Below are 23371 nucleotides of genomic sequence, written 5' to 3' on the forward strand. Positions count from 1 at the left end.
CTTATTCAGGTTGCCAATCAAACAAAGACAGTTCCGCTGGCGTCAGTTCACGATAATCTCCGAGCGCAAGTGCCGGATCGAGTTCCAAGCGGCCAATCGAGCGCCGTTTCAAGAACGTGACCTCTTTCCCGAGCGCAAGCATCATCCGTTTGACTTGATGGAACTTCCCTTCCGTGATCGTCAATTCAAGCGTCGAGTCCGTTTCTGTCGTCGATAAGATGACAAGTTTTCCTGGTTTTGCTCGGTAGCCGTCTTCTAACGTGACGCCTGCCGCAACCGCTTCGATGTCTTCTTGCGTCAACACTCCTGTCACTTCTGCGTAATACGTTTTTTCGACGTGTTTCTTTGGAGACATTAAAGCGTGATTAAACGACCCATCATTCGTCAACAGCAATAGACCCTCTGTATCTTTATCGAGTCGTCCGACCGGGAACGGTTTGAAATACGTCACGTCTTCAAACAACAGATCAATGACGGTCTCATCTCGTTTATCTTCTGTTGCACTAATGACACCCGGTGGTTTATTCATCATCAAGTAGATGTATTTTTGATACGTAACCGGTTCCCCATACATCAGAACCTGTTGCGTCTCGACATCGACATGTTGTTTCGGATCACGCACGATCTCTCCATCGACTTGAATCGCCCCTGCCTTCAGCAGCAGCTTCACTTCTTTTCGGGAGCCTGCTCCCATGTTAGATAACAATTTATCTAGACGCATGACCTCGTCCTCGTTTCAATGAAATTTTACGTCCTAATACGACTTCTGCTAAGCCACTCCAAATCGAGAGTCCTGCAAAAATCACGATTCCGACTGCTGCACCTACGATCAGAATCAATAGAGACGCCCATGTCGTCTCTGGCAAGATGGATACCATTCCCCATTTGACGAGCGCGACACCCGCTCCCATCAAGGCACTGATGATCAAGATCAACGACGTCCGGCGTAAGACCGTACTGAATGGGAACTTCACCGTTTGTGTGATCCGGAAGAACATCAAACCGGTCGCAACGAGATAGCCGATGATCGTCGCATATCCAGCACCTGTTCCATCACCCGTCAAATGAATCAACGGTGCATTCAAAAGATACTTCGCAAGTAATCCAGCAAGTGTTGCGATGATCGTAAAGTACTGACGGTTAATCCCTTGAAGGACCGCTGCCGTGACTGAATAAAGGGCAAGGAACAAGGCACTTGGTGCATAACTCAACAGATAGACCCATGCTGCCTGATCTTTCGGGAACAGGACGTGGAACGTTTCTTCACTGAGGAGAATCATACCGACGACAGCTGGAATCGTAATAAAGAATACGAGTTGATAGATCTGTGAAATTTGAGCCCGTACCTTTCGCATATCCCCCTGCGTAAATGAGGCTGTCAATAGTGGCGTCGCAGACAAAGATAAGCCCGTTGCGACAGAGACCGGAATCAAGACGATCTTATGACTATCCGCAATCAGATAGGCCGTCGCATTTCCAGCAGCTTCGAGTGTATAACCGATACTTTGTAACGCGGCATTCATCGTGTTCTGATCGATGACTTGATAAAGCGGCGTTGAAACTCCAACCATGACGATCGGAATCGCATATGCTAACAACTCTTTATACAAATCCGTTAACGGGCGATCCGGCGAACGGACGGTTTGTGTAGCGCGTAGTTCCTGTAAACCACTGGCACGCTTGCGGAAGTAATAAACCAGCACGGCTATACTTCCAATTGCGCCAATAAAGGCGCTAAATGTTGCAATCGTCGCTGCCCATGCAACCCCAGAATCAAATAAATAGATGGCGATGCTGACTCCTGCAAGCAAGAAGATGATCCGAACGATTTGTTCTAGGATTTGCGAAATCGCAGTTGGACCCATCGATTGATATCCTTGGAAATATCCACGCGTCATACTCATCGGTGGAATCAAGAGTAACGCAAAACTAACCCCTCGAATCGTCATCGTGACGGCATCGACGTATGAGGCTGAATCGACGTCACCGCCCGGAATGGCCCGGTGCGCTAAATACGGTGCAAGGAAGAATAAGGCAAGAAAAGAAACAACCCCGGTCAAGGACATGATCTTTAGACCAGATCGATACAATCGTTCACTCGTATCATATTCTCCTAACGCATTGTATTTGGCGACGAATTTTGAGACGGCAACAGGAATCCCCGCTGTCGCGACACCAATCATGATCGTGTAATAGTTATAGGCATACGTATAAAACATGATACCTGTCGCACCGACCATGAACTGAAACGGAAAGAGATAAATCAAACCCAGTGCGCGGGAAATCAGTGACGCACCGGACAGGAGCATCGTTCCACGAACGAATCCTGCATTGCCGGAAGAAGTAGACTGCTTATTACTGACTGTGGACATGGTAACATCCCTCACGCTTTCTAATTTTTAAATCGACACTCTAATCGTGACTGTCTCATTATACAAGTTCTCTCGTACACAATTGCAAATCATTATACCGCTGTCTATCTTGAATTGAAAGAGACGGTTTGTTTACAGTCGCAACTTCTGCTAAAGTGAAACAAGCAGAATTCTATGAATGAGGTGACCTTATGTACGATGTAATCGTAATCGGAGGCGGACCGAGCGGTTTGATGGCGACGCTCGCCTCTTTACAAGCCGGAGCCCGGACGCTCCTGCTCGATAAAGGAAATAAATTAGGACGAAAGCTCGCAATCTCTGGCGGCGGACGGTGTAACGTCACGAACCGAAAGCCACTCGATGAGCTCGTCCAGTCGATTCCAGGAAACGGACGTTTCCTTTATAGCGCCTTTTCTCAATTTAATAATGAATCGATCATCGATTTGTTCGAAGGATTTGGTGTCGCACTCAAAGAAGAGGATAACGGTCGGATGTTCCCGGTCTCGGATAAGGCGGTAGACGTCGTTCGTGTATTGATCGATCAAATCCGTGCACATGGCGCCGAGATTCAAACAGACGCGCAAGTCGCTACGCTCGACTTCCATCCAGATGGTTCTTTTGCAGCTGTCATCTTAGAAAACGGCATGCGTCTTGAAGCAAAAAGTTGTATCGTAGCGGTCGGCGGACAATCTGTTCCGCACACGGGTTCGACGGGTGACGGCTATCCGTGGGCTGAAAAAGCGGGTCATACGATCACGGAACTTTTCCCAACGGAAGTCCCGATTTTGTTAGGTGATACGTTCATTCATGAAAAAACATTACAAGGACTGTCGTTGCGTGACGTTGCCTTAACGGTTCACGGTAAAAAGGACAAAGCAATCAAGACACATACGGGTGATCTACTGTTCACACACTTCGGTTTAAGTGGTCCGATCGCTTTACGGTGTAGCCAATATACGATCAAAGAGCGCAAACGATCGAAAGAGACGATCGTTCATCTATCGATCGATCTCTTCCCGGATGAGTCGCTTGGTGCATTAAAAGAACGCTTCCAGGCAGCACTTGCGGCAAATCCGAAGAAATCGGTTCGGAATGCCCTTCGTGGTTTTGTACCAGAACGATTGCTTGAACTCCTGTTCGCTCGAATCGGCTTTGGCGATGAAGTTTGTACACAAGTAAAGAAACAGGACTGGACGGACTTCCTGCAACAATTGAAACGATTCCCACTCAAAGCAATAGGAACGCTCGATTTCGATAAGGCCTTCGTCACGGGTGGCGGTGTCTCGATTAAAGAGATTGATCCCAAAACGATGATGTCGAAAAAGGCAGAGCGATTATTCTTCGCTGGCGAAATTCTTGATATCCATGGCTATACAGGTGGATACAATATCACAGCTGCGTTCGTGACGGGGCATTGTGCCGGTAGTCACGCTGCAGAGATGGCACGTGACACTGTCTCTTAATACAAAAAAGACCCGATTTGTCTCTGTTAATCAGAGAAACCGGGTCTTTTTTCTACATCAGTCAATCGGTGTGAACGATCGACTTGAGAATTTATCCGTGACGACTAAGGCGAACAATTCATTATCTTGTACAAAGATTCCTTTTGATCCATACACTTTCGGACTCGCTGTCTCCCCCGTAATCGTTTTCTCTTTCTGATCAATCGAATAAAGATAAAGTGCTTCTGAATCTAACGTATAGATCCGACCTTGCCGTTCTGCAAGACCAATCGGACGGAATCTGGATTCAAATGCTTTTTTCGCATCACTTCGCATTCCGCTCGCCGCTTCGATTTTCTCTCGTTTGATGATCGACAAGTACGGTGGTTTTTGCTTTTTCTTTAAGGCACGCTTCTTCTTTTCCGAAGCATCTGGATCAATCTTGATTTTGTCCTCTTTCATTGCAAAGTAAGTCAATTCAACACGACCAATCGAGCGAATTTGATTGATTGTATAGAATTCTTTTTTCTTCGCATCATATCCAAGACCATGGAAACTGTCTCGAATCGTCGTCCCTTGTACTTTTTCGCGTTTTTCTTCACTCCAGACGCCATCTTTTCGTTTAATCGTGACTAGAATTTGATTCGACGTCAATAAAGCGACTGTCTCTCCGTCAACGAGTGTCATCCCGTCAAGACCAGACAATAAGAGTTTCCCTTCTTCCAACTGAAACGTCGCATTGATACGTTCTCCAGTTCCACTGATTTCAAAGAAACGGTAGTCCTCTGTTACAACGAGGTACGAACCTATGGAATCATCATATAACATCTGTTGAACATTTTTAATTAACGGTTCTTCTGGATTCGGAATGGCTGAAGGCGTTTTCGGTGGCACCTGTTTGACAGCTGCCTGATGCTTCGATTGCGTCTCGATTTTCGCGAACGTTTCCTGAATACGTGACAACGTCTCTGGCTTCGAGAAGACGAGCAGTATACAAAGGATCAACCCCGAAACGACAGCAAAAATCGTTGTATAGACTATATAAGATCGTTTCATTGATGATAATCGCCTTTCTTTCTCGGTTTCTGATTCAGTGTAGCAGAAGGACGTTCAAAAAAAAAGCGGACTTGCGACGGAAATGAAGAAACCCCTTCCATTCGCATCAAGTGAATGAAAGGGGTTATGGCTTAGTTCGCCACGATATTGATCAATTTTTTCGGTACGACGATGACTTTCCGAACCGTCTTGTCGCCAATCCATTCTTGTGTCTTTTCATCAGCAAAGGCAAGTGCTTCGATTTCTTCTTTTGTCGCATCGATGTTGATTTCGATTTTCGAGCGAACTTTACCGTTCACTTGAATGACGAATTCCATCGTATCGCTGACAAGTTTTGATTCATCGAATGTTGGCCATGCCGCATACGTCAATGTCTCTTCAAAGCCAAGTTGTTCCCACAGTTCTTCACCAAGGTGCGGTGCGACCGGTGTTAACAATTGAATGAATCCACGAAGGAAGTGACGCGGGAGAACCGGCTGTTTATTCGCTTCGTTGACGAAGACCATGAGTTGCGAAATCCCGGTGTTGAACTGAATGTTCGCGAAGTCTTCCGTGACCTTCTTGACGGTCTGGTGGTATGTCCGTTCGAAGTCAGCATCGACTTCCGTGACGTCTTGAATGTCTGCTGTCCGTTCGAACAAGCGCCAAACGCGATCGAGGAAACGACGCGCTCCGTCAAGACCGTTCTCAGACCAGGCAACCGATGCATCGAGTGGTCCCATGAACATTTCGTATAAACGTAACGTATCAGCACCATGCGACTTGACGATTTCATCTGGGTTGATGACGTTACCGCGAGATTTTGACATTTTCTCGTTGTTCTCTCCAAGGATCATTCCTTGGTTGTATAACTTCTGGAATGGTTCTTTTGTTGGTACGACGCCTGCATCATACAAGACTTTATGCCAGAACCGTGCATACAACAAATGGAGAACAGCATGCTCTGCCCCACCGATATAAATATCGACTGGAAGCCAGTATTTTAATTTTTCTGGATCCGCAATCGCTTCTTCATTGTGTGGATCGATGAAACGAAGGTAGTACCAGCAACTTCCGCCCCATTGTGGCATCGTATTCGTCTCGCGACGGCCTTTCATTCCTGTTTCAGGATCTGTGTAATCCAACCAGTCTTCAGCAAGCGCAAGTGGTGATTCGCCCGTACCAGACGGTTTGATTTCTGGAATGATTGGAAGTTCAAGCGGTAATTCCTCTTGATTGAGTGTTTTCATTGAACCATCTTCCATATGAACGACTGGAATCGGCTCGCCCCAATACCGTTGACGACTGAACAACCAGTCTCGGAGTCGATACGTGATTTTTTTACGACCGACTTGGTTCGTTTCGAGTTCAGCGATCATCGTCTCGATTGCTTCTTGTTTCCCAAGTCCATCAAGCATATGCGAGTTGACGTGTTCGCCCTCTCCTGTGTAGGCTGCTTCGTCGACATTTCCACCCGCGACGACTTCAACGATCGGTAAGTCGAATTGTTTCGCGAATTCGTGGTCGCGCTCATCGTGTCCTGGAACAGCCATGATCGCACCTGTTCCGTAAGAAGCAAGGACGTAATCAGCGATCCAGATTGGAAGACGATCGCCTGAGATCGGATTGACCGCAAAAGCACCCGTGAAGACACCCGTTTTTTCCTTCGCTAAATCCGTTCGCTCGAGATCTGACTTCGTTTGGACTTGCGAAATGTACGCATCGACGGCTTCCTTGTGATCTGCTGTCGTGATGTCAGCTACGAATGGATGCTCCGGTGCAAGTACTAGATACGTCGCACCGAAGATCGTGTCCGGACGTGTCGTAAAGACCGTGACTTGTTTTTTATGTCCATCAATCGTGAAATCAATCTCAGCACCCTCAGATTTCCCGATCCAGTTGCGTTGCATCTCTTTGACAGAATCCGGCCAATCGAGATCATCCAGATCTTCAAGAAGGCGATCCGCATATTCCGTGATTTTCAAGACCCATTGACGCATCGGAACACGCACAACCGGATGATTTCCGCGTTCGGATAATCCGTCGATGACCTCTTCATTCGCAAGGACAGTTCCAAGTGCCGGGCACCAGTTGACTGCGACTTCGTCTACGAAGGCAAGTCCTTTTTCATACAACTTCGTAAAGATCCACTGCGTCCATTTGTAGTATTTTGGATCCGTTGTGTTGATTTCACGACCCCAGTCATACGAGAATCCAAGTTCTTTAAGCTGACGCTTGAACGTCTCGATGTTTTTCGCTGTGAATTCGCGTGGATCGTTTCCTGTATCGAGCGCGTATTGTTCTGCTGGTAATCCGAACGCATCCCATCCCATTGGGTGAAGGACATTGTATCCTTGCATCCGCTTCATCCGTGCGAGGATATCCGTTGCTGTGTAACCTTCCGGATGACCAACGTGGAGTCCAGCACCTGACGGATACGGGAACATATCAAGGGCATAGAACCCTTCTTTTTCTGGATCTTCTGTCGTGACGAAGGCGTTGTCTTGATCCCAACGCGCCTGCCATTTCGGTTCAATTTCGCGATGATTGTACGGCATGTCTTTTCCTCCTCTAATCTAAAAAAACCGGTCTTCCGCCCCTAAGAAAAGGGACGAAAGACCGGTTTGGCTTCCGCGGTACCACCCACGTTGTCTGTCTATGACAGACCGCTTGATTCACGGATAACGGTGTGAAAGACCGGATTCGCTACTACGACTTCACGAATCGTGCTCCCTGACGAGTTCACGGTTGTTACCGACTGGTTCGCACCTTCCACCAGCTCTCTTGACGGCACCTTTCCCCTACTACTTCAGTTCCATGCATTTGACTATCTTTTTCTAGTGTAATCTGTTTCTTCCTCAAGCGTCAACGCTTCCGTAAAATTTCCTCGATTTCTGCGTGTGATTGCGCGACATGATCCGCTTGCTCTAAGCGTTGCGTTGGCATCCGGTCATCAAGAAGCGCAATCACTTCCATGCCTGCTGCTTTCGCACCAATCATCCCGTTCGCAGCGTCTTCAATGACGAGACAGTTCTCGGGTGCGTGTCCAATCCGCTCTGCCGCAAGTCGAAAAATCGCGGGATCCGGTTTCGAACGGATGACTTCTTCTCCACTGACGTAGTGCGTGATCGGAAGCCCATAATGACGGATGACACGTTCGATTTTCTGAAGTGAACTCGAAGAAGCAATGCCGATATCGTAACCAAGAGTCGCCGCTTGTTCGATGACTTGTGTGACGCCTTTTTTTAATCCACACTCCTCCGGCTTTGCATAAATTTGAAACAAGCGATGTTCTTCCTCAAGCAACGCACTAGCTGTTTCTTTCAGCTGATGCTGGGCGACAAGTTCTTCCCACATTTCATCTCCTGTTTTTCCCATGAACGTCGCATACTGAACCGGATCAAGCGGAATCGATAACCTTTTGAACATCTGTTGATGCACTTCAAAGTAGCGAATCTCACTATCTAAGATAACCCCGTCCATATCAAAAATCAGACCGCGTTTTTTCACGATAACTCCCCCTTTATTGATCGATCCTGACTTCAGCATATCAAAAAAACGACTACACGATGTAGTCGTTTTCATACTCTCATTATCTATTTAACTAGTTGCCACCTGAATACCAGCTTGTCGATACGCCGGAAAATAATCGGAATCAGCATTTGATCCGTATCGTACGCAGAGCAAATCATATAGTGATGGCTGCAGGATGGATTTTCCTTGATGATACTCAAATAGTCGATATCCAGTGTAACGGCATTTACTCTCAAAAAGACTATCCCGTTCTTGATACCCGCCCCCAAGATGTTGTTCGACGAGTCCCCGTGCTTTTGCCTGAAGAATTGCTTCGTACTCAAGTCGCTGATTCGGGAACATCTTCGCTTCATCCCGCTTACAGCCGATCAAATGACCGTGGGCGTATTCTTTTCCAAGCAATACGAAGTATCCCCCAACCGCTTTTCCGTCGATTTCCGCCATCAGTAATAAGGGCTCACAAAGTGGGTTCGTCTCCATCAATTGCTCAAAATACGTCGCGGTAAAATAATAATGAGCCGAGGCATTCTTCCGGTCCATCGTTTCATGATACAACGCTAAAAAAACAGGTAGATCGTCCCGTGTTCCTGTTCTGACGGTTAAGGGTGAAGCAAGCGATTTACGAATCATGCTTCTCGTCTTCTTATGAAATGTCTGCATGATATCTTCAAGTGAAGGACGCAAATCAATACTCGTCGTATGACGGATGAAGGAAACTTTTGTCCAGTCCTGCATAAACCGTTCATTACCTGTTAATGGATTAAAGCGGATCATTTCCGAGACGATCGATTCTTGCTCCGCCCACCTCTCAAAGGATAAACGAGCCTGCTGGATCTCGGACGCAGTCAGTCGACCGATGATTTCCGGTCCGCCATAGCCGTACGGGGTAATGAGATCTGAATAAGGCGTATCAAAAATACGACGCTTCAAAAAAGGATAAAACAGTGTTCCTGCATGACCTTCATAAAGAAATAATACCGCTTGCTCAGACGGTCTAGCGTTGAGCGTGACGTATTGGTGACTATAGAAGATATCAAGAGGCTGTTTCTGTACGTGTGTCGTCCAAGTTGCGGCATCTGTGATGAATTGACACCTTTCCATCCGTGCACCTCCAGTCAAAAGAAGCAACGTTCATATGACCTTTCTTTTCAAGTTCTTGATTAGAAAGTACCCGTTTCTTTGCCGAAATATTCCATATTATTAAATGTTTGTTTTATAATTTTCGAACGAATGATGTAACAAAAGACAGCTGATCTATTGTCCGCTGTCTCACAAGATAAAGCTCATGATGTGGTTTTAGGAATAGCACGAAGGAAAACAACTCCTGCTAACAGGATCAATCCAATTAAGGTCAAGAAAACTGCTGACATACCTGATAAATCGTAGATCAAACCTCCAACTGTCGGACTGATCATCCGCCCTGCTGAAGCAGCGATATTAACGTATCCTTGGAATTCTCCTTCTTTTCCGATTGGCGCAAGTCGCGCCGCCATTGCAGGAACCGCTGGCCAGATGAACATCTCACCGATTGTCAGAATGATCATCGCCACGAGGAACATCTTGAAGCCGCCTGCAAACGGAACAATCAGATAAGAGAGAAGGAAGATGCCTGTCCCGGTCATCAGTTGGCGTTTCAAATCATCTCCAAACCAACGAAGAATTGGTGTTAATAAAGGTTGTGCGAACACGATAAGCGCTCCATTGATTGTCCAAAGAATCGAGTACTCGGAAATCGTGACACCGAGCGATTTCGTATGGACAGCAAAGGTCCCTTGCCATTGCACATAAACGAACCAAAGTAAGGCATAACCGATCGAAACGAGCAACATCGTCCGTGCGGATCCGCGCGAAAGTGGTGTGCGTGTCGTTTCGATCTCGTCATGTGCCGCATGCATCCGCGCTGGCGCCTGAATCCAGGACAAACCGACAAACAAAATGATGGCAAAGACGATATAGAGAACGAGATTGGCGATGAAGATGTACTGAATCGAAAAAGCAGCAATTTGACCACTAACAGCTGTCCCGAGGGCTACACCGACGTTTTGCGCGACATAGATCGCATTAAAGGCGCGGCGTCCGCCTTCCGGCCAGATGACGCCCGTCATTGCGTAGATCGTTGGGAAAACCATCCCACCGACGAATCCAATCAATCCAAGCATCGCGACGTATCCAATATACGTCTGATGAAATAGCAACAAGCCGACGGAAGACAGGACAAGTCCGATGACACTGATGACAAGCGTCTTCTTTCCGCCGAGTCGGTCAAACGCTTTTCCGCCTAAGTAGTTCCCAACGATTGCTAAGGCTGAGTTGACGAATAACGCCATTCCGGCTTTTGTCATCGACTCCCCTAAATATTCATGAATATATAATGTATTGAACGGCCATAAAAAAGAGGATCCCGTCGTATTGATGGCCATCGCAAGGACGAGGATCCAGACCGCTTTTGGTAATTTTGGCATACCTTTGGTCCTCCTATTTCATTCTCAACCTTGCCACTTTACGCAATCCCTCCCCCGCCTGTCAAGCCACTTCACTTTTCGTCAATGACTCAAAAGATGGTATAATGCAGGAGGAATCATACATACGATGATCATGTATAAAGAGAAAAACAGCCCATAGGAACAGGAGTCTATGCCATGTCACTTGCCCGTGTACTACCTTATACGAAACAATTACTGGAGTCCGTCATCGAACCTGGTGACTGCGTCGTCGATATGACTGCCGGAAATGGACATGATACGCAGTTCTTAGCAGAATGCGTCGGTCCAGAAGGTAGAGTCCTTGCGTTCGACGTCCAAGCTCAAGCCATCGAGGAATCGACACGACGTCTCGACGAAGCCGGAATGTTAGAACGCGTCGATCTTTATCACGAAAGTCACATCCATGTTGGTGCGCGTCTTTCGGACGAACGACGGCCTGTTCGTGCCGGCGTCTTCAATCTCGGATACTTGCCTGGAAGTGATAAATCGATCACGACGACAGGTGAAGAGACGCTTGAAGCACTCGACGCTCTCCTCCCGGTACTTGCACCTGGTGGTCTTGTCGTCCTTGTCGTCTATCACGGTCATCTTGAAGGAAAACGGGAACGCGATGCTGTCCTAGATTACGTCACAGCCCTTGATCAGCAAGGTTATGCCGTTCTTCAGTACCGCTTCTTGAATCAACAGAATCATCCACCGTTCATCATCGCGATCGAGAAAAAAGTGCGCTGACAGTAGAAATAAAGAAGTGATGGCTTCCGCTATGGAAACCATCACTTTTTTCATTCTTCGACTAATTTAAAAAACAACAATAATTTTTCCGCAAACCGTGTATTCAACCGTTCAAAGCTGAAATGCGGGAAACCGTGTAGACGTTGTAAGTAAATCTGATCGCCACCCATTTTCCGACATACTTCGAGTGTCAGTTTGACGTCTGCGAACTGATCGTCTGGTGCATAAAAACAAGCCAAGTTTACACGAGGCAGTTTTTTTCGTTCCTCGTCATGTACGACGATCTCTTCTTCGATTTCCCGGTACTGCGCATACGTCAGTTCACCGATGCGAACGGTATCTTCCGTACTTTGACCAAACGGCAACGTACCGAGTGGCGCATCGGGACGGAAACGATCAAACGCACTCGCGAAGACTTGTTTGACACCTCCGAGTTGTTTCGACGGATGCCAATCAAACAATGGTGAAACGAACGCAAGACTTGCGACTGGTAGTTCATATTCTTGCAACAGACGATTGACGACGAGTGCCCCCATGCTACAGGCGATGATATGAATCGGTAGCTTTCGTTTTCCTGCTTCGCGTAATGCTTCTTTTAACAGTTGACCGTGCTCTTCAAACGAAATGCGACGTGGTGCGTCGACGAGTAGCACTTCATACTCTCTTTCGAGTACTCGAATCAAAGCTTCACTCGGACGGGCACGCAGTTGTAACGGATAGACTAATACGATGATTCCTGTTGGTTGTTCAACCACAAACTCACCTCTTCACTTCATACTTCCTTTTCACGATACCTTATTTCAAACGCAAACGAAACCGTCCCGAGACGGATTTCACGAGGCAACATGGCGAAGACGAACGACTGATTCCGCTTGCCCAAACACTTCTTCCGTCATCTCACTAAGTTCTTCAAAACCAAATGAGGTCAGGAATTGACGCGCCTTATAGTTACGTGCTTCCACGTAGACTTCGAGTGGGACGGCTCCTTGTCGTTCGAGTTCACGAATCAGACGTCTTCCGATTCCGTTTTGCTGATATTCCGGCAAGACGTAAAGTCGAATGATTTCCCATGTTCCTTCGACATCAACAGCATGAATGAAACCGACGATTTCCTCGTCGATGATTCCGACATAAAAATACTCTCCCCGTGCTTCTTCCGCCGTCCGGATCGCACGAACGACTTCTTCTTGCGGATACGCCTCCTGCACGAAATGCGCTTTCGAACGTTCGGAATAGATTTCTTCATACGTATCCAACCAAGATGTGATAGCAATGTCATGAATACGTCCTGCATCAGCTGGAATAGCTTCGCGTATTTCCATAATCGGAACCCCCCTTTATACTCATACAAATCGACTCATGTACTTTTACCCTTTTCTAGAAAAAACATTCGTTTCCTGCAAAGTTCCGCGGAAACAAAAAAGCCCGAAAACCCACGTAGGATTTCCGGACTTTTTGATTATGCGAAACGTTTTGCTTGTTCTTCAAGAACTGCTGCTTTATCTGTTTGCTCCCATGGAAGCTCAACATCTGTACGACCGAAGTGACCGTATGCAGCTGTTTGACGATAGATCGGACGACGGAGATCAAGCATGTTGATGATTCCAGCCGGACGAAGATCGAAGTTTTCAGCAACCAATTCGACGAGTTGTGCTTCAGGAAGTTTTCCTGTGCCGAATGTATCAACTGCGATTGATACAGGGTGCGCGACACCGATTGCGTACGCAAGTTGAACTTCTGCTTTGTCTGCAAGACCTGCAGCAACGAGGTTCTTCGCGACGTAACGTGCTGCGTATGCAGCTGAACGGTCGACTTTTGTTGGATCTTTACCTGAGAATGCTCCACCGCCGTGGCGTGCGTATCCACCATACGTATCAACGATGATCTTACGACCAGTCAATCCAGCATCTCCTTGTGGTCCGCCAATGACGAAACGACCAGTTGGGTTGATGAAGAATTTCGTTGCTGCGTCGATGTATTCAGCCGGGATGACCGGTGTGATGACGTGTTCTTTCAAATCAGCTTGGATTTGCTCAAGCGTAACTTCTTCCGCATGTTGTGTCGAGATGACGATCGTATCGACACGAACCGGCTCGTTGTTCTCGTTGTATTCGACCGTGACTTGTGTTTTTCCGTCCGGACGAAGGTAGTCGAGTTGACCGTTTTTACGCACTTCTGCCAAACGGCGTGCGAGACGGTGCGAAAGCGAAATTGGAAGTGGCATGAGTTCTGGTGTTTCTTTCGTTGCGTAACCGAACATAAGACCTTGGTCTCCTGCACCGATTGCATCGATTTCTGCATCAGACATGCTACCTTCACGTGCTTCAAGCGCTTGGTCGACACCAAGAGCGATATCTGCTGATTGCTCATCGATCGATGTCAATACAGCACATGTATCCGCATCGAAACCGTATTTCGCGCGTGTGTAGCCGATTTCACGAATCGTTTCACGAACGACTTTTGGAATGTCGACGTAAGTGGATGTCGTGATCTCACCTGCAACGAGAACGAGACCTGTTGTAACAGAAGTTTCTGCCGCAACACGTGCGTTTGGATCCGCTGCAAGAATCGCATCGAGGATTGAATCCGAAATTTGGTCACAGATTTTATCTGGATGACCTTCAGTGACTGACTCCGACGTGAATAGTCGGCGATTAAGGTTTGTCATGTATGACCCTCCCAAAAAAGAATTTGACGGTGTACTCATTTCCCCTAGTTGAGTGGGACGGTAAAATGAAAAAAACCTTTCCAAGTCCAAAAAATGGTCAGGGAAAGGTTGTGCGTTCTTCCTTTACCCTCTTATCGTTCGAAGTGTTTACTTCGCTTCAGGAGAGCACCTTTTCCCTCATTAATATATGAATTAATGTAGGACGGTTGCCGGGTTTCTTCGGGCCTTGTTCCCTCCACCTGCTCAGAATAAGAGTATCCGTTACGAATTACATGATATAAAGTTGTACCTACTCTGTCAAGCAAGGTTTCAAATTCTAGTCGAAACTTTTTAAAAGAGATGTTAAACTATTAATGCTGAAAGCGTTTCCAGATAAATAGAAATCAGCACTAGAAAATGATTGCGCTCCCTTTAGTATGTCATATATAATGAATGTGTCATACTAAATGCAGTGAGCCAAAACCAACGTAGGGGAAAGGTGGGGTCAGGATGCCGATGACGGTCCTGAATATCGAAGAACTACTCAAGAAAGAGCATGTGTTCAAACAACTATCTGTTGCTGAACTTGTCGAACATGCGATTCGAAACGAAGAAGGTGTCCTTGCTGAGAACGGCGCACTATCTGTAGAAACGGGGAAATTTACAGGTCGTTCACCAAAAGATAAGTTCATCGTCCGTGATTCTTCCTGCGAGTCTCACATTGATTGGGGTCATGTTAACCAACCGATGGATGGAGACAAATTTGAACAATTGTTACAAAAGGTTCTTCGTTACATGAACGAAGCCGATCAGCTCTACTACACAGAAGCTGCTGCTGGGGCAGATACGCACTTCACCCTTCCGGTTCGTGTGCTCACACAATACGCTTGGCATAACCTGTTTGCCAAACAACTCTTTTTACGCGAGTATCCTGAAGTGGCTGCCTTCGAACCGTTCACGGTCGTCTACGCGCCACATTTCAAAGCAGATCCTACCGTTGACGGAACGAATTCCGAGACATTCATCGCCATGTCGTTTGAACACCGGATCGTCTTGATCGGCGGAACCGAATATGCGGGCGAAATCAAAAAATCGATTTTTTCCGTCATGAACTACCTCTTACCACAAGAAAATGTCCTTTCGATGCACTGTTCAGCAAACGTCGGACACGAAGGCGACGTCGCCTTGTTCTTCGGTCTATCCGGTACTGGTAAGACCACCCTGTCAGCAGACGATAGCCGTCAATTGATCGGTGACGATGAGCATGGTTGGTCGCATGATGGCGTCTTCAACATTGAAGGTGGATGTTATGCGAAGACGGTCAATCTGTCACGCGAAAAAGAACCGCAAATTTTTGATGCGATCCGTTTCGGAACTGTCCTTGAAAACGTCGTGCTCGATGAATCTCGTCATCCTGATTACGATGACACATCGTTGACAGAAAATACACGTGCTGCTTATCCGATCACAGCGATCGATAACATCGCTGTTCCATCACGGGCTGGTCATCCGAAGACGATTGTCTTCTTGACGGCTGATGCGTATGGCGTCTTGCCTCCGATCAGTAAATTGACGAAAGAACAAGCGATGTATCATTTCCTATCAGGTTATACATCAAAACTTGCTGGAACAGAGCGTGGTATCACGGAACCGGAAGCAACGTTCTCGACATGCTTCGGTTCACCATTTCTTCCACTGATACCTGAAAAGTATGCGACGATGCTCGGAGAACTGATTGATCGTCACGGTGTGACCGTTTATCTCGTCAACACAGGCTGGACAGGCGGTGCTTACGGGACAGGTAGTCGAATGAAGCTATCGTATACACGGACGATGGTCAACGCTGCCGTCAACGGAACACTTGCAGCGATTCCAACAGAAGAGCACCCAATCTTCGGACTTCATATGCCACTTGAAGTTCCTGGTGTTCCAAGTGAATTACTCAATCCGGTACGCGTCTGGTCAAATCCTGACGAATACAACACACAAGCGCGTTCGCTTGCTGAGAAATTCCAACATAATTTCCTTCGTTTCGAAAGTGCGACGGATGCGATCAAGTCAGCAGGTCCATGTCTATAAAAAAAAGAGCCTCAGGGCTCTTTTTTTTATAGAATGGCATCTGTCTCTTCTTGAAGATGCATCTCTTTTTGCATAAGCCACTCCTGACTTTCCGTAAGTAACGCATATGCTCGCGGAAGTGATACACCTAACCGTTGACTGAGCAATTCGAACTGTTCGAAATCACCGCGATCTGCGCTGATCGCAAGCACTAGACAATCCCGGAACGGATGGTCTTTTCCTTGGAGGACAATCTTCAAGGAATCCTCGATTGGCAATTGATCGATGATGTCGTCAATATCAACGGACAATAACGCATCGATATGCGATAACAAGCCGATCATATAGGCACTCTCTTGTTGCAGCGTCCTTGTTTCTGTTGCAAACAACTCACAGAGCTTTGCGCAATGTAAGGAAGAACGCAGCAACTCATTCGACCATTCATAAGGACTTGCGAGCTTCATTTCACGTAAGACAATCAACGAAATCCAGCTTTTAAGTTGAGCGAAGCCAAGTAGTGAGATCGCTTGACGAACGGAACTAACTGTATTGCGTAATCCCACTCCCGGAGAATTGATTAGTTGTAATACCTGGATGCTGATATACGGATTGGCTTCGATTTCATCAATGACTTCATCGTACTTCTCATCCGTATCAAGCCACTTCAGCATCTTTAACAACACCGGCAATTGTGGTGGAACAGCTTTCCCTTTCATCAGCATCGGTTTAGCATAAAAATAGCCTTGGAACCAGTCATACCCCATATCAAGACAACGTGTATGATCCTCGTGCGTCTCGACACGTTCAGCAAGCATCTTAATATGAGGATAATTACGTCGAACGATATGCAAAATGGCACTTTGCTCGCGAGGGGAAATTGCCTCGATGTCGATTTTAATTAAATCGATCAACGCAAACAATTCCGCTCCGTGCTGTCGAAGTAAATCTGTCACAAAATCATCAAGTGCTAATGTGAAGCCTGCTTCTTTCCAACTATGCAGAACCGACAACATTTCAGTATCAATATCAACTGTCTCTAAAATTTCAATGACGAATCGGTTAGGATCTAAATAATGAATCAGATCACTTTTCAACAAATCTGACGTAAAGTTGACGAAAAGTTTTTTTCCTTCCGCGACATGTTCCACCCCCATATGGACGAGTGTATTCGTCAATACATCCATCGTCGCTAAATCCCCATCAAAAATAGTCATTTGTTCAATCGAACGATACAATAATTCAAATGCATCAATTGATCCAACTCGATTAACGATGGGTTGACGTGCTAATAAGATATCCATCGTTCTCCTGCCCCCTCCATTGTCCTCAGATGGTTTCTATTATATCAAAGTTTACTTTTTAGGAGATTATTGTTTTTTACAATGTATCAATGGTCTGTTTTTTCAATCTCTATGCTTCATCTTCCAAAATACAAAAAGCAATACGACAAACGTCGTATTGCTTGAATCATGTATCATATCGGTTCCAAATGCCTGTCTCGAACCAAGTCAAAATATCACGCGTCACACGTAATTTTTCATGGATCGGGAACTGATGTGCATACGCATAAGTCTGAAGCAGGGTTTGGTCGGGATGACGTGCAGCATAAGCCGTCGCATGTCGTAAACGAACGTTCTCATCATACGCACCATGAATCAATAATACTTCACCTTGAGGAGCGACATGAAGCGGCGAGCGCACCTTATACGCCTCAGGTACGGTGTCTGGTGTCCCCCCCGTATAGCGACGCAACATCTTTTGCATCGTCTTCTGTTCCTCGTAGGTCCATGTCAACTCGGTCACGCCTGCCCACGACACCGTCCGCGAAACTGGACGATGATGAGCCAGGAGTAATGCCATTTGCCCCCCACGAGAAAATCCGAATGCATGAACATGCGAGACACGTTGTTGCAACCAATCGAAAGCACTGCATGCGTCTTCGACATCCCGATGTCCGAAATCTTCTTTTCCTGTTCCGCCTAAGTTTCCCCGATAGAAAGGTGCCATGACGAAAAAACCAGCCTGCGCGAACGCGAGCAGCCGTGTCGGTCGAACCATTCCGATAGATCGTGTGCCACCTCGCAAGTAGAGAATTCCCTGTCCGTTCGCGACTTGCGGAAGTACGATATAGGCACCGACGCGCTCCCCGTCTGTCGTCGTATAGAACATCCGAAACGTCCGAAACGGACCTTGCCGCGGAAGTTCAAACCAATCGGCGTTCGCTAAGTACACGGAGTGTCTCCGGAAGGACGCGGTCCTTCATCATGAAACTGTATTGTCGGTTCGTATCGAGACGATCAGGGAGTTCCTCGAACAGAAAAGCACCATCTGTTTCATCTACAGCCAAATGGGATGACAGCGATTCGATTTGCGCGAAGTAGATATTTTTAATGATCGTATCCCCTTTTCCGGCAACACGATATTGCCCGATGTACTTCAAGGAATCGATTTTTCCGCCTGTCTCTTCCATCACTTCACGACGTGCGGCTTCTTCTGCCGTTTCACCCGGTTCAACCTTCCCACCCGGAAATTCATATCCGCGTTGCTTATGATGGGTCAGCAACCATTTCCCTTCGTACACGGCAATGACCCACACATGTAGAGGGCGATCCGAGAACGGATGGTCCTCAAAACTTAACTCCACTTGATTTTGATAATAATCCAAGAATGTAATCACGTACGTGCACCTCATTTCTTCTTCTAACTTCACTTTACCTGTTTCACGGGTATTCTAAAAGTGAAAACGCTAGGATTGCCTATAAATCTGGAAAATGATTACTCGTCCTCATCTCGTGAACGTAAAAAAAACAGCCGATGTTCCACTAAGGAACAATCGACTGTCGTTTTGTATTACTTCAAACGTGCTTCGAGTTCTGCTTTTTCTGCTTCGAATCCTGGTTTTCCAAGAAGAGCGAACATATTTTTCTTGTACGCTTCGACGCCTGGCTGATCGAATGGATTTACTCCAAGGAGGTAACCACTCATCGCACATGCTTTTTCGAAGAAGTAGAACAGGAATCCGAGGTGATACGGTGTCATCTCTGGAAGTTCGACTGTCAGGTTCGGAACTTGTCCGTCCGTGTGCGCAAGCAATGTGCCTTCTGCTGCCTTATCGTTGACGAACTGAATCGACTGTCCTGCGAGGAAGTTCAATCCATCAAGGTCCTGAGCGTCTTCTTCAATCGTCAACGCGTGACGCGCTTGTCCGACTTTAATGACTGTCTCAAACAGATCACGACGACCTTCTTGGACATATTGTCCCATTGAATGAAGATCGGTCGAGAAATCAACTGCTGCTGGGAAGATCCCTTTGAAGTCTTTTCCTTCAGATTCGCCGTACAATTGCTTCCACCACTCTGATACGTAATGAAGTGCTGGTTCGTAGTTGACGAGTAGCTCGATCGTTTTCCCTTTCGCATACAATGCATTTCGAACGACTGCGTATTGGTACGCTTCGTTGTCAGCTAGGTTTTCGCTCGCGTAGCGCTCTTGTGCGTCACGTGCCCCTTGCATTAACTCTTCGATCGAAATTCCTGCTGCTGCGATCGGTAATAGACCAACTGGCGTTAACACAGAGAAACGTCCGCCGACATCATCTGGAATAACGAATGTTTCGTATCCTTCAGAATCTGCGAGTGTTTTTAATGCACCGCGGGCTTTGTCCGTTGTTGCGTAAATCCGGTGTTTCGCTTCTGCTTTACCGTACTTTTCTTCCATGAATGCTTTCAAGAGACGGAACGAGATTGCTGGTTCTGTCGTCGTACCTGATTTCGAGATAATGTTGACCGATACATCTTTTCCTTCAAGTACTTCAAATAAATCATGCAGATACGTTGATGAGATATTATGCCCTGCATAGATGATTTGTGGTGCTTTACGCTCATCTTTTGATAACAAGTTATGGAATGAGTGTCCAAGCATCTCGATTGCCGCACGTGCACCGAGATACGAACCGCCGATTCCGACGACTAGCAACACATCAGAATCCGACTTGATTTTTTCTGCAGACGCTTGGATACGTGCAAACTCCGCTTGATCGTAGTTCGTCGGAAGATCTACCCATCCTAAGAAATCACTTCCTGCACCTGTTCCTGCATGAATCGCATGGTGGAGCGTCTTTACGGTCTCCGTCATGTGATCTACTTCATGTTGACCTACGAATTGTAGGGCTTTCGAATAATCAAAACGTACTGTTGACATGCCATCGTCCTCCTTATTCATTCGCAACGAAATGCGACCTTCCTTTTCATTAAAACGCAAGAAGGAAGGTCGTTCAAGTCTTTTGTGAAAAGATTAGCAAATGTTACGAGTTGTTATAGGGCAGCTGTCACGATTTGACGAACATCCTCGTTTCCGAGTGATTTGAAGTTTCCGAAGTCGCCGCGAGTCATTGCTGACTTGACGATTGAATCGACTGTATCTTCTTTGATGTCGTAATCCGCAAGACGGTTTGGTGCGCCGAGTGATGTCCAGAAAGCACTAATCGCGTCGATTGTCGCATGTGCTGCTTCCATCTCTGATTTACCTTCCGTGTCGACGTTAAAGACGTTCTCACCGAGTGTGACGAAACGATGTGCGTTTGATTCGTCGAGTACGTGGCGCATCCAGTTCGGGAAGAGAATGGCGAGTCCACCTGCATGTGGGATGTCATGAACAGCCGAGACAGCATGTTCGATGTTGTGTGATGCCCAGTCGCCGCGTGCTCCCATTTGAAGAACACCGTTGAGCGCCATCGTACCAGCGAAGAGAATTGTTCCACGGAGTTCCACGTTTTCGAGATCGTTAACGAGTTTTGGTGCTGCTTCGACGACTGCTTTCATGACACCTTCTGTCATGCGTTCTTGAACCGGTGCATGTGCAGGATGGAAGTATTGTTCGAGACAGTGACTCATCATATCGACGATACCGTAGATCGTTTGATCTTTCGGTACGCTGACTGTGTATTTTGGATCAAGAATTGAGAATGTTGGGTACGTAAGCGGACTACCCCAACCATATTTCTCTTGTGTTTTCCAGTTCGTGATGACCGATCCTGAGTTCATCTCAGAACCTGTCGCTGCAAGCGTCAAGACTGTTCCGAATGGAATGACTGTTTTTGGTGTCGCTTTACCGATGACGAGATCCCATGCTTCGCCTTCATACGGGATACCTGCTGCGATCAATTTCGTGCAGTCGATGACAGAACCGCCACCAAGTGCAAGTAGTGCGTCAACGCCTGCTTCACGTGCAATTTTAATTCCACGTTCTGCAGTTTCGATGCGCGGGTTCGGTTCGACACCGTCGCATTCGACGTACTCGATTCCTGCCGCATTGAGTTCACGTGTGACATCATCATAGACGCCGTTACGTTTAATACTTCCGCCGCCAAAGACAAGCATGACTTTCTTCGCACCAAGTGACTCGAGTTGTGGTTTCAGTTGGCTGACTTGACCGTCACCAAAAATAAGTCTTGTTGGATTGCGATATTCAAAGTTTTCCATCTGTGTTGCCTCCTCAATAAGTAATGAACACCTTACATTATCCACACATTCCCCTTTCGCATCTAATTTAATGCTTATTGTATGTAAAAATTGCGCAAAAAAAGAGAACCGACCGATGTCGATTCTCTCATGTGGCTTATTTTTGGAAGTTTGATTTTTCAATCCATTCTTCCAATTTACCTTTAAGAACGTTGAATCCAGGTGCTTCTTCTTGTTTGAAAGCAGGACCTGCATCGCGACGTCCAGCGTTTTTGCGTGGACCTTTCGCGCGTGCTTCACGTTTTGGAGCTTCCTGAGTTGCTTTGATCGAAAGCTTCATTTTTTTGTTAGCTTCGTCGATGTCGAGAACTTTAACAGTTACTTCATCGCCAACTTTTACGTAATCGTTGATGTCTTTTACGTAATCGTGTGAGATTTCTGAAATGTGGACGAGACCTTGTGTTTGCTCGTCAAGTGCTACGAAAGCACCGAAGTTTTGAATACCAGTTACTTTACCAGTAACGACTTGGTCTTTTTCAAAGTTTGCCATAATGTATACACTCCCTAACTAAATTCATCAACTTATAATAACACACTTTTCTTGTATCGTAAAAAATATTTTTGGAATTTGTTTATTTTTTATTTCACAAGGGAACATTTTAGTAGCAAGACTTCAAGTATTCCCCCTGATTCTGCCGAACTTTCCGAGTTCGGCCCTTTTTTATTTTTTTTGTAGACGACAATTTTAGTGACAAGCATTATAATTACTAAAAACTACAATTGTGTTCTGGACGGTGAATTGATTGATAAAATTAATAGAAGCTGATACTTTTTTGGAAATAGTTGAATTAGGAATGACTGTCCCTTTAAAAATATCGGGGTCTGATCATCAAGTTTATTATTTAAAAGCACTCCAAAGTGAAGAAGGTCATATTTCATCGGCCAATGAGTGGATTTGTTATCATCTTTTAAAACAATTCACTAATATTGCAGTCCCAGATATGGTATTAATGTCTGTATCAAATGAGTTTATAGAGAAATATAGAAATGAACTCCCCACCCATAATAATGATGAGACTATAAAGCCTGGGGTTCACATTGCTTTTAAAGAAGTACCCAAGCCTATTCATTTTGTTGATAGTCCTCTAGACACTATCAACAATCCTGAAGTAGCTGCTTCAATCTTGTTATTTGATCATTTAATTCAAAATGAAGATCGCGGAGACAATGAAGGCAATATTTTATACTCTATGGCGGATAATCAAATTTATGCTATTGATCATGGCGGTAGCTTCTGTTCCACATCAGTAGATCGTGTAATTAATAACTGGATTCCTTATCCGAGCAACTTTCAAATTATGAATCTAAATGATCAAGTTTATGCAAAGTTATTAAAACTTATAAATAATTCAAGTCAATTTGATTTATTCCAATCTAGATTTAGTAAAATTACGACTTCTGATTTGAATGAAATTATTAATTCCATACCTTCTGAATGGAGAGTGCCTAGAGCTTATTCTCAAAATATTTTAAGTTTCTTAACTGATAGATTAAAGAATTTAGACACTATAGTTAACACATTGAAAGTTAAGATTAATATATAAATGAC

At 45.9% G+C, this 23371-nt stretch carries 20 protein-coding genes, 1 riboswitch and 1 other annotated feature; of the genes, 4 read left to right on the forward strand and 16 right to left on the reverse strand.

Annotation, left to right across the window (positions count from 1 at the left end):
* Position 1 precedes the first annotated feature (1 nt).
* Both B2U10_RS02515 and B2U10_RS02520 read right to left on the reverse strand, forming a co-directional pair.
* A complete protein-coding gene (locus tag B2U10_RS02515; protein ID WP_290757743.1) occupies positions 2-721 on the reverse strand; it encodes a pseudouridine synthase in 720 nt (239 codons plus the stop codon).
* Positions 708-2372: a putative polysaccharide biosynthesis protein gene (locus tag B2U10_RS02520; RefSeq protein ID WP_290785388.1), complete on the reverse strand. Its 1665-nt coding sequence runs from the start codon at positions 2370-2372 to the stop codon at positions 708-710. The genes B2U10_RS02515 and B2U10_RS02520 overlap by 14 nt, the downstream gene beginning before the upstream one ends.
* 191 nt (positions 2373-2563) lie before the next feature.
* On the opposite strand from B2U10_RS02520, the gene B2U10_RS02525 reads away from it, so the two are divergent.
* Complete coding sequence (locus B2U10_RS02525; protein WP_290785391.1) at positions 2564-3835, forward strand: NAD(P)/FAD-dependent oxidoreductase; 1272 nt, start codon at positions 2564-2566, stop codon at positions 3833-3835.
* A 57-nt stretch (positions 3836-3892) separates the two neighbouring features.
* Here the strand turns inward: B2U10_RS02525 and B2U10_RS02530 are convergent, their stop codons facing one another.
* The 5 genes from B2U10_RS02530 to B2U10_RS02550 all read right to left on the reverse strand — a co-directional run bounded on the left by B2U10_RS02530 (position 3893) and on the right by B2U10_RS02550 (position 10845).
* Entirely contained in the window at positions 3893-4870 is a 978-nt protein-coding gene (locus B2U10_RS02530) for a hypothetical protein (protein ID WP_035406133.1), read from the reverse strand.
* 131 nt (positions 4871-5001) lie between these two features.
* Complete coding sequence (gene leuS / locus B2U10_RS02535) at positions 5002-7407, reverse strand: leucine--tRNA ligase (protein ID WP_290785394.1); 2406 nt, start codon at positions 7405-7407, stop codon at positions 5002-5004.
* Between the two features lie 46 nt (positions 7408-7453).
* Positions 7454-7676 (reverse strand) — a binding site (T-box leader).
* A 38-nt stretch (positions 7677-7714) separates the two neighbouring features.
* Complete coding sequence (locus B2U10_RS02540; protein WP_290785397.1) at positions 7715-8359, reverse strand: HAD family hydrolase; 645 nt, start codon at positions 8357-8359, stop codon at positions 7715-7717.
* Positions 8360-8449: 90 nt separating this feature from the next.
* Entirely contained in the window at positions 8450-9484 is a 1035-nt protein-coding gene (locus B2U10_RS02545; RefSeq protein WP_056062759.1) for a peptidoglycan bridge formation glycyltransferase FemA/FemB family protein, read from the reverse strand.
* A gap of 182 nt (positions 9485-9666) precedes the next feature.
* Positions 9667-10845, reverse strand: a complete 1179-nt coding sequence (locus B2U10_RS02550; protein WP_056062761.1) for an MDR family MFS transporter — start codon at positions 10843-10845, stop codon at positions 9667-9669.
* Between the two features lie 156 nt (positions 10846-11001).
* On the opposite strand from B2U10_RS02550, the gene B2U10_RS02555 reads away from it, so the two are divergent.
* On the forward strand, positions 11002-11598 hold the full coding sequence (locus B2U10_RS02555) for a class I SAM-dependent methyltransferase (RefSeq protein ID WP_255344364.1): 597 nt from the start codon (positions 11002-11004) through the stop codon (positions 11596-11598).
* Positions 11599-11648: 50 nt separating this feature from the next.
* Here B2U10_RS02555 and B2U10_RS02560 read toward each other — a convergent pair whose 3' ends face one another.
* From B2U10_RS02560 to metK, 3 genes are all read right to left on the reverse strand, one after another.
* Positions 11649-12353, reverse strand: a complete 705-nt coding sequence (locus B2U10_RS02560) for a serine aminopeptidase domain-containing protein (protein WP_035406117.1) — start codon at positions 12351-12353, stop codon at positions 11649-11651.
* Between the two features lie 78 nt (positions 12354-12431).
* Positions 12432-12920 (reverse strand): GNAT family N-acetyltransferase, encoded by a 489-nt coding sequence (locus tag B2U10_RS02565; RefSeq protein ID WP_035406114.1) that lies wholly within the window; start codon positions 12918-12920, stop codon positions 12432-12434.
* A gap of 137 nt (positions 12921-13057) precedes the next feature.
* Entirely contained in the window at positions 13058-14266 is a 1209-nt protein-coding gene (gene metK, locus B2U10_RS02570) for a methionine adenosyltransferase (protein WP_023469108.1), read from the reverse strand.
* Positions 14267-14394: 128 nt separating this feature from the next.
* Positions 14395-14521: riboswitch (SAM riboswitch) on the reverse strand.
* A gap of 234 nt (positions 14522-14755) precedes the next feature.
* Between metK and pckA the strand changes: the two genes are divergently transcribed.
* Positions 14756-16324 carry a phosphoenolpyruvate carboxykinase (ATP) gene (pckA, locus tag B2U10_RS02575; protein ID WP_197026209.1) on the forward strand — a complete coding sequence of 523 codons (1569 nt, stop codon included), beginning with the start codon at positions 14756-14758 and terminating at the stop codon, positions 16322-16324.
* A 26-nt stretch (positions 16325-16350) separates the two neighbouring features.
* Here pckA and B2U10_RS02580 read toward each other — a convergent pair whose 3' ends face one another.
* The 6 genes from B2U10_RS02580 to yugI form a co-directional block, all read right to left on the reverse strand.
* Entirely contained in the window at positions 16351-17604 is a 1254-nt protein-coding gene (locus B2U10_RS02580) for an EAL and HDOD domain-containing protein (protein WP_290752142.1), read from the reverse strand.
* 166 nt (positions 17605-17770) lie between these two features.
* Positions 17771-18535, reverse strand: coding sequence for an alpha/beta hydrolase family protein (locus B2U10_RS02585; protein ID WP_052018981.1), 765 nt, complete (start codon positions 18533-18535; stop codon positions 17771-17773).
* Entirely contained in the window at positions 18507-18980 is a 474-nt protein-coding gene (gene ytkD / locus B2U10_RS02590; protein WP_035406108.1) for an RNA deprotection pyrophosphohydrolase, read from the reverse strand. The genes B2U10_RS02585 and ytkD overlap by 29 nt, the downstream gene beginning before the upstream one ends.
* Positions 18981-19153: 173 nt before the next feature.
* A complete protein-coding gene (locus B2U10_RS02595; protein WP_290785399.1) occupies positions 19154-20503 on the reverse strand; it encodes a glucose-6-phosphate isomerase in 1350 nt (449 codons plus the stop codon).
* 113 nt (positions 20504-20616) lie between these two features.
* Positions 20617-21783: an iron-containing alcohol dehydrogenase gene (locus B2U10_RS02600; RefSeq protein ID WP_035406102.1), complete on the reverse strand. Its 1167-nt coding sequence runs from the start codon at positions 21781-21783 to the stop codon at positions 20617-20619.
* Between the two features lie 136 nt (positions 21784-21919).
* Entirely contained in the window at positions 21920-22312 is a 393-nt protein-coding gene (gene yugI / locus B2U10_RS02605) for a S1 domain-containing post-transcriptional regulator GSP13 (RefSeq protein WP_012371159.1), read from the reverse strand.
* A 253-nt stretch (positions 22313-22565) separates the two neighbouring features.
* On the opposite strand from yugI, the gene B2U10_RS02610 reads away from it, so the two are divergent.
* Positions 22566-23366: a HipA family kinase gene (locus B2U10_RS02610; protein ID WP_290785402.1), complete on the forward strand. Its 801-nt coding sequence runs from the start codon at positions 22566-22568 to the stop codon at positions 23364-23366.
* Positions 23367-23371 lie beyond the last annotated feature (5 nt).

Origin of the sequence: Exiguobacterium sp. UBA7533 (assembly GCF_002479335.1) — a bacterium.
GTDB lineage: Bacteria > Bacillota > Bacilli > Exiguobacteriales > Exiguobacteriaceae > Exiguobacterium_A.

What these genes read in the sequence shown, in the direction of transcription:
- B2U10_RS02515 (WP_290757743.1), bottom strand. Translation starts at nt 721, where the DNA reads ATGCGTCTAGATAAATTGTTATCTAACATGGGAGCAGGCTCCCGAAAA.
- B2U10_RS02520 (WP_290785388.1), bottom strand. Translation starts at nt 2,372, where the DNA reads ATGTCCACAGTCAGTAATAAGCAGTCTACTTCTTCCGGCAATGCAGGA.
- B2U10_RS02525 (WP_290785391.1), top strand. Translation starts at nt 2,564, where the DNA reads ATGTACGATGTAATCGTAATCGGAGGCGGACCGAGCGGTTTGATGGCG.
- B2U10_RS02530 (WP_035406133.1), bottom strand. Translation starts at nt 4,870, where the DNA reads ATGAAACGATCTTATATAGTCTATACAACGATTTTTGCTGTCGTTTCG.
- leuS (WP_290785394.1), bottom strand. Translation starts at nt 7,407, where the DNA reads ATGCCGTACAATCATCGCGAAATTGAACCGAAATGGCAGGCGCGTTGG.
- B2U10_RS02545 (WP_056062759.1), bottom strand. Translation starts at nt 9,484, where the DNA reads ATGGAAAGGTGTCAATTCATCACAGATGCCGCAACTTGGACGACACAC.
- B2U10_RS02550 (WP_056062761.1), bottom strand. Translation starts at nt 10,845, where the DNA reads ATGCCAAAATTACCAAAAGCGGTCTGGATCCTCGTCCTTGCGATGGCC.
- B2U10_RS02565 (WP_035406114.1), bottom strand. Translation starts at nt 12,920, where the DNA reads ATGGAAATACGCGAAGCTATTCCAGCTGATGCAGGACGTATTCATGAC.
- metK (WP_023469108.1), bottom strand. Translation starts at nt 14,266, where the DNA reads ATGACAAACCTTAATCGCCGACTATTCACGTCGGAGTCAGTCACTGAA.
- pckA (WP_197026209.1), top strand. Translation starts at nt 14,756, where the DNA reads ATGCCGATGACGGTCCTGAATATCGAAGAACTACTCAAGAAAGAGCAT.
- B2U10_RS02580 (WP_290752142.1), bottom strand. Translation starts at nt 17,604, where the DNA reads ATGGATATCTTATTAGCACGTCAACCCATCGTTAATCGAGTTGGATCA.
- B2U10_RS02595 (WP_290785399.1), bottom strand. Translation starts at nt 20,503, where the DNA reads ATGTCAACAGTACGTTTTGATTATTCGAAAGCCCTACAATTCGTAGGT.
- B2U10_RS02600 (WP_035406102.1), bottom strand. Translation starts at nt 21,783, where the DNA reads ATGGAAAACTTTGAATATCGCAATCCAACAAGACTTATTTTTGGTGAC.
- yugI (WP_012371159.1), bottom strand. Translation starts at nt 22,312, where the DNA reads ATGGCAAACTTTGAAAAAGACCAAGTCGTTACTGGTAAAGTAACTGGT.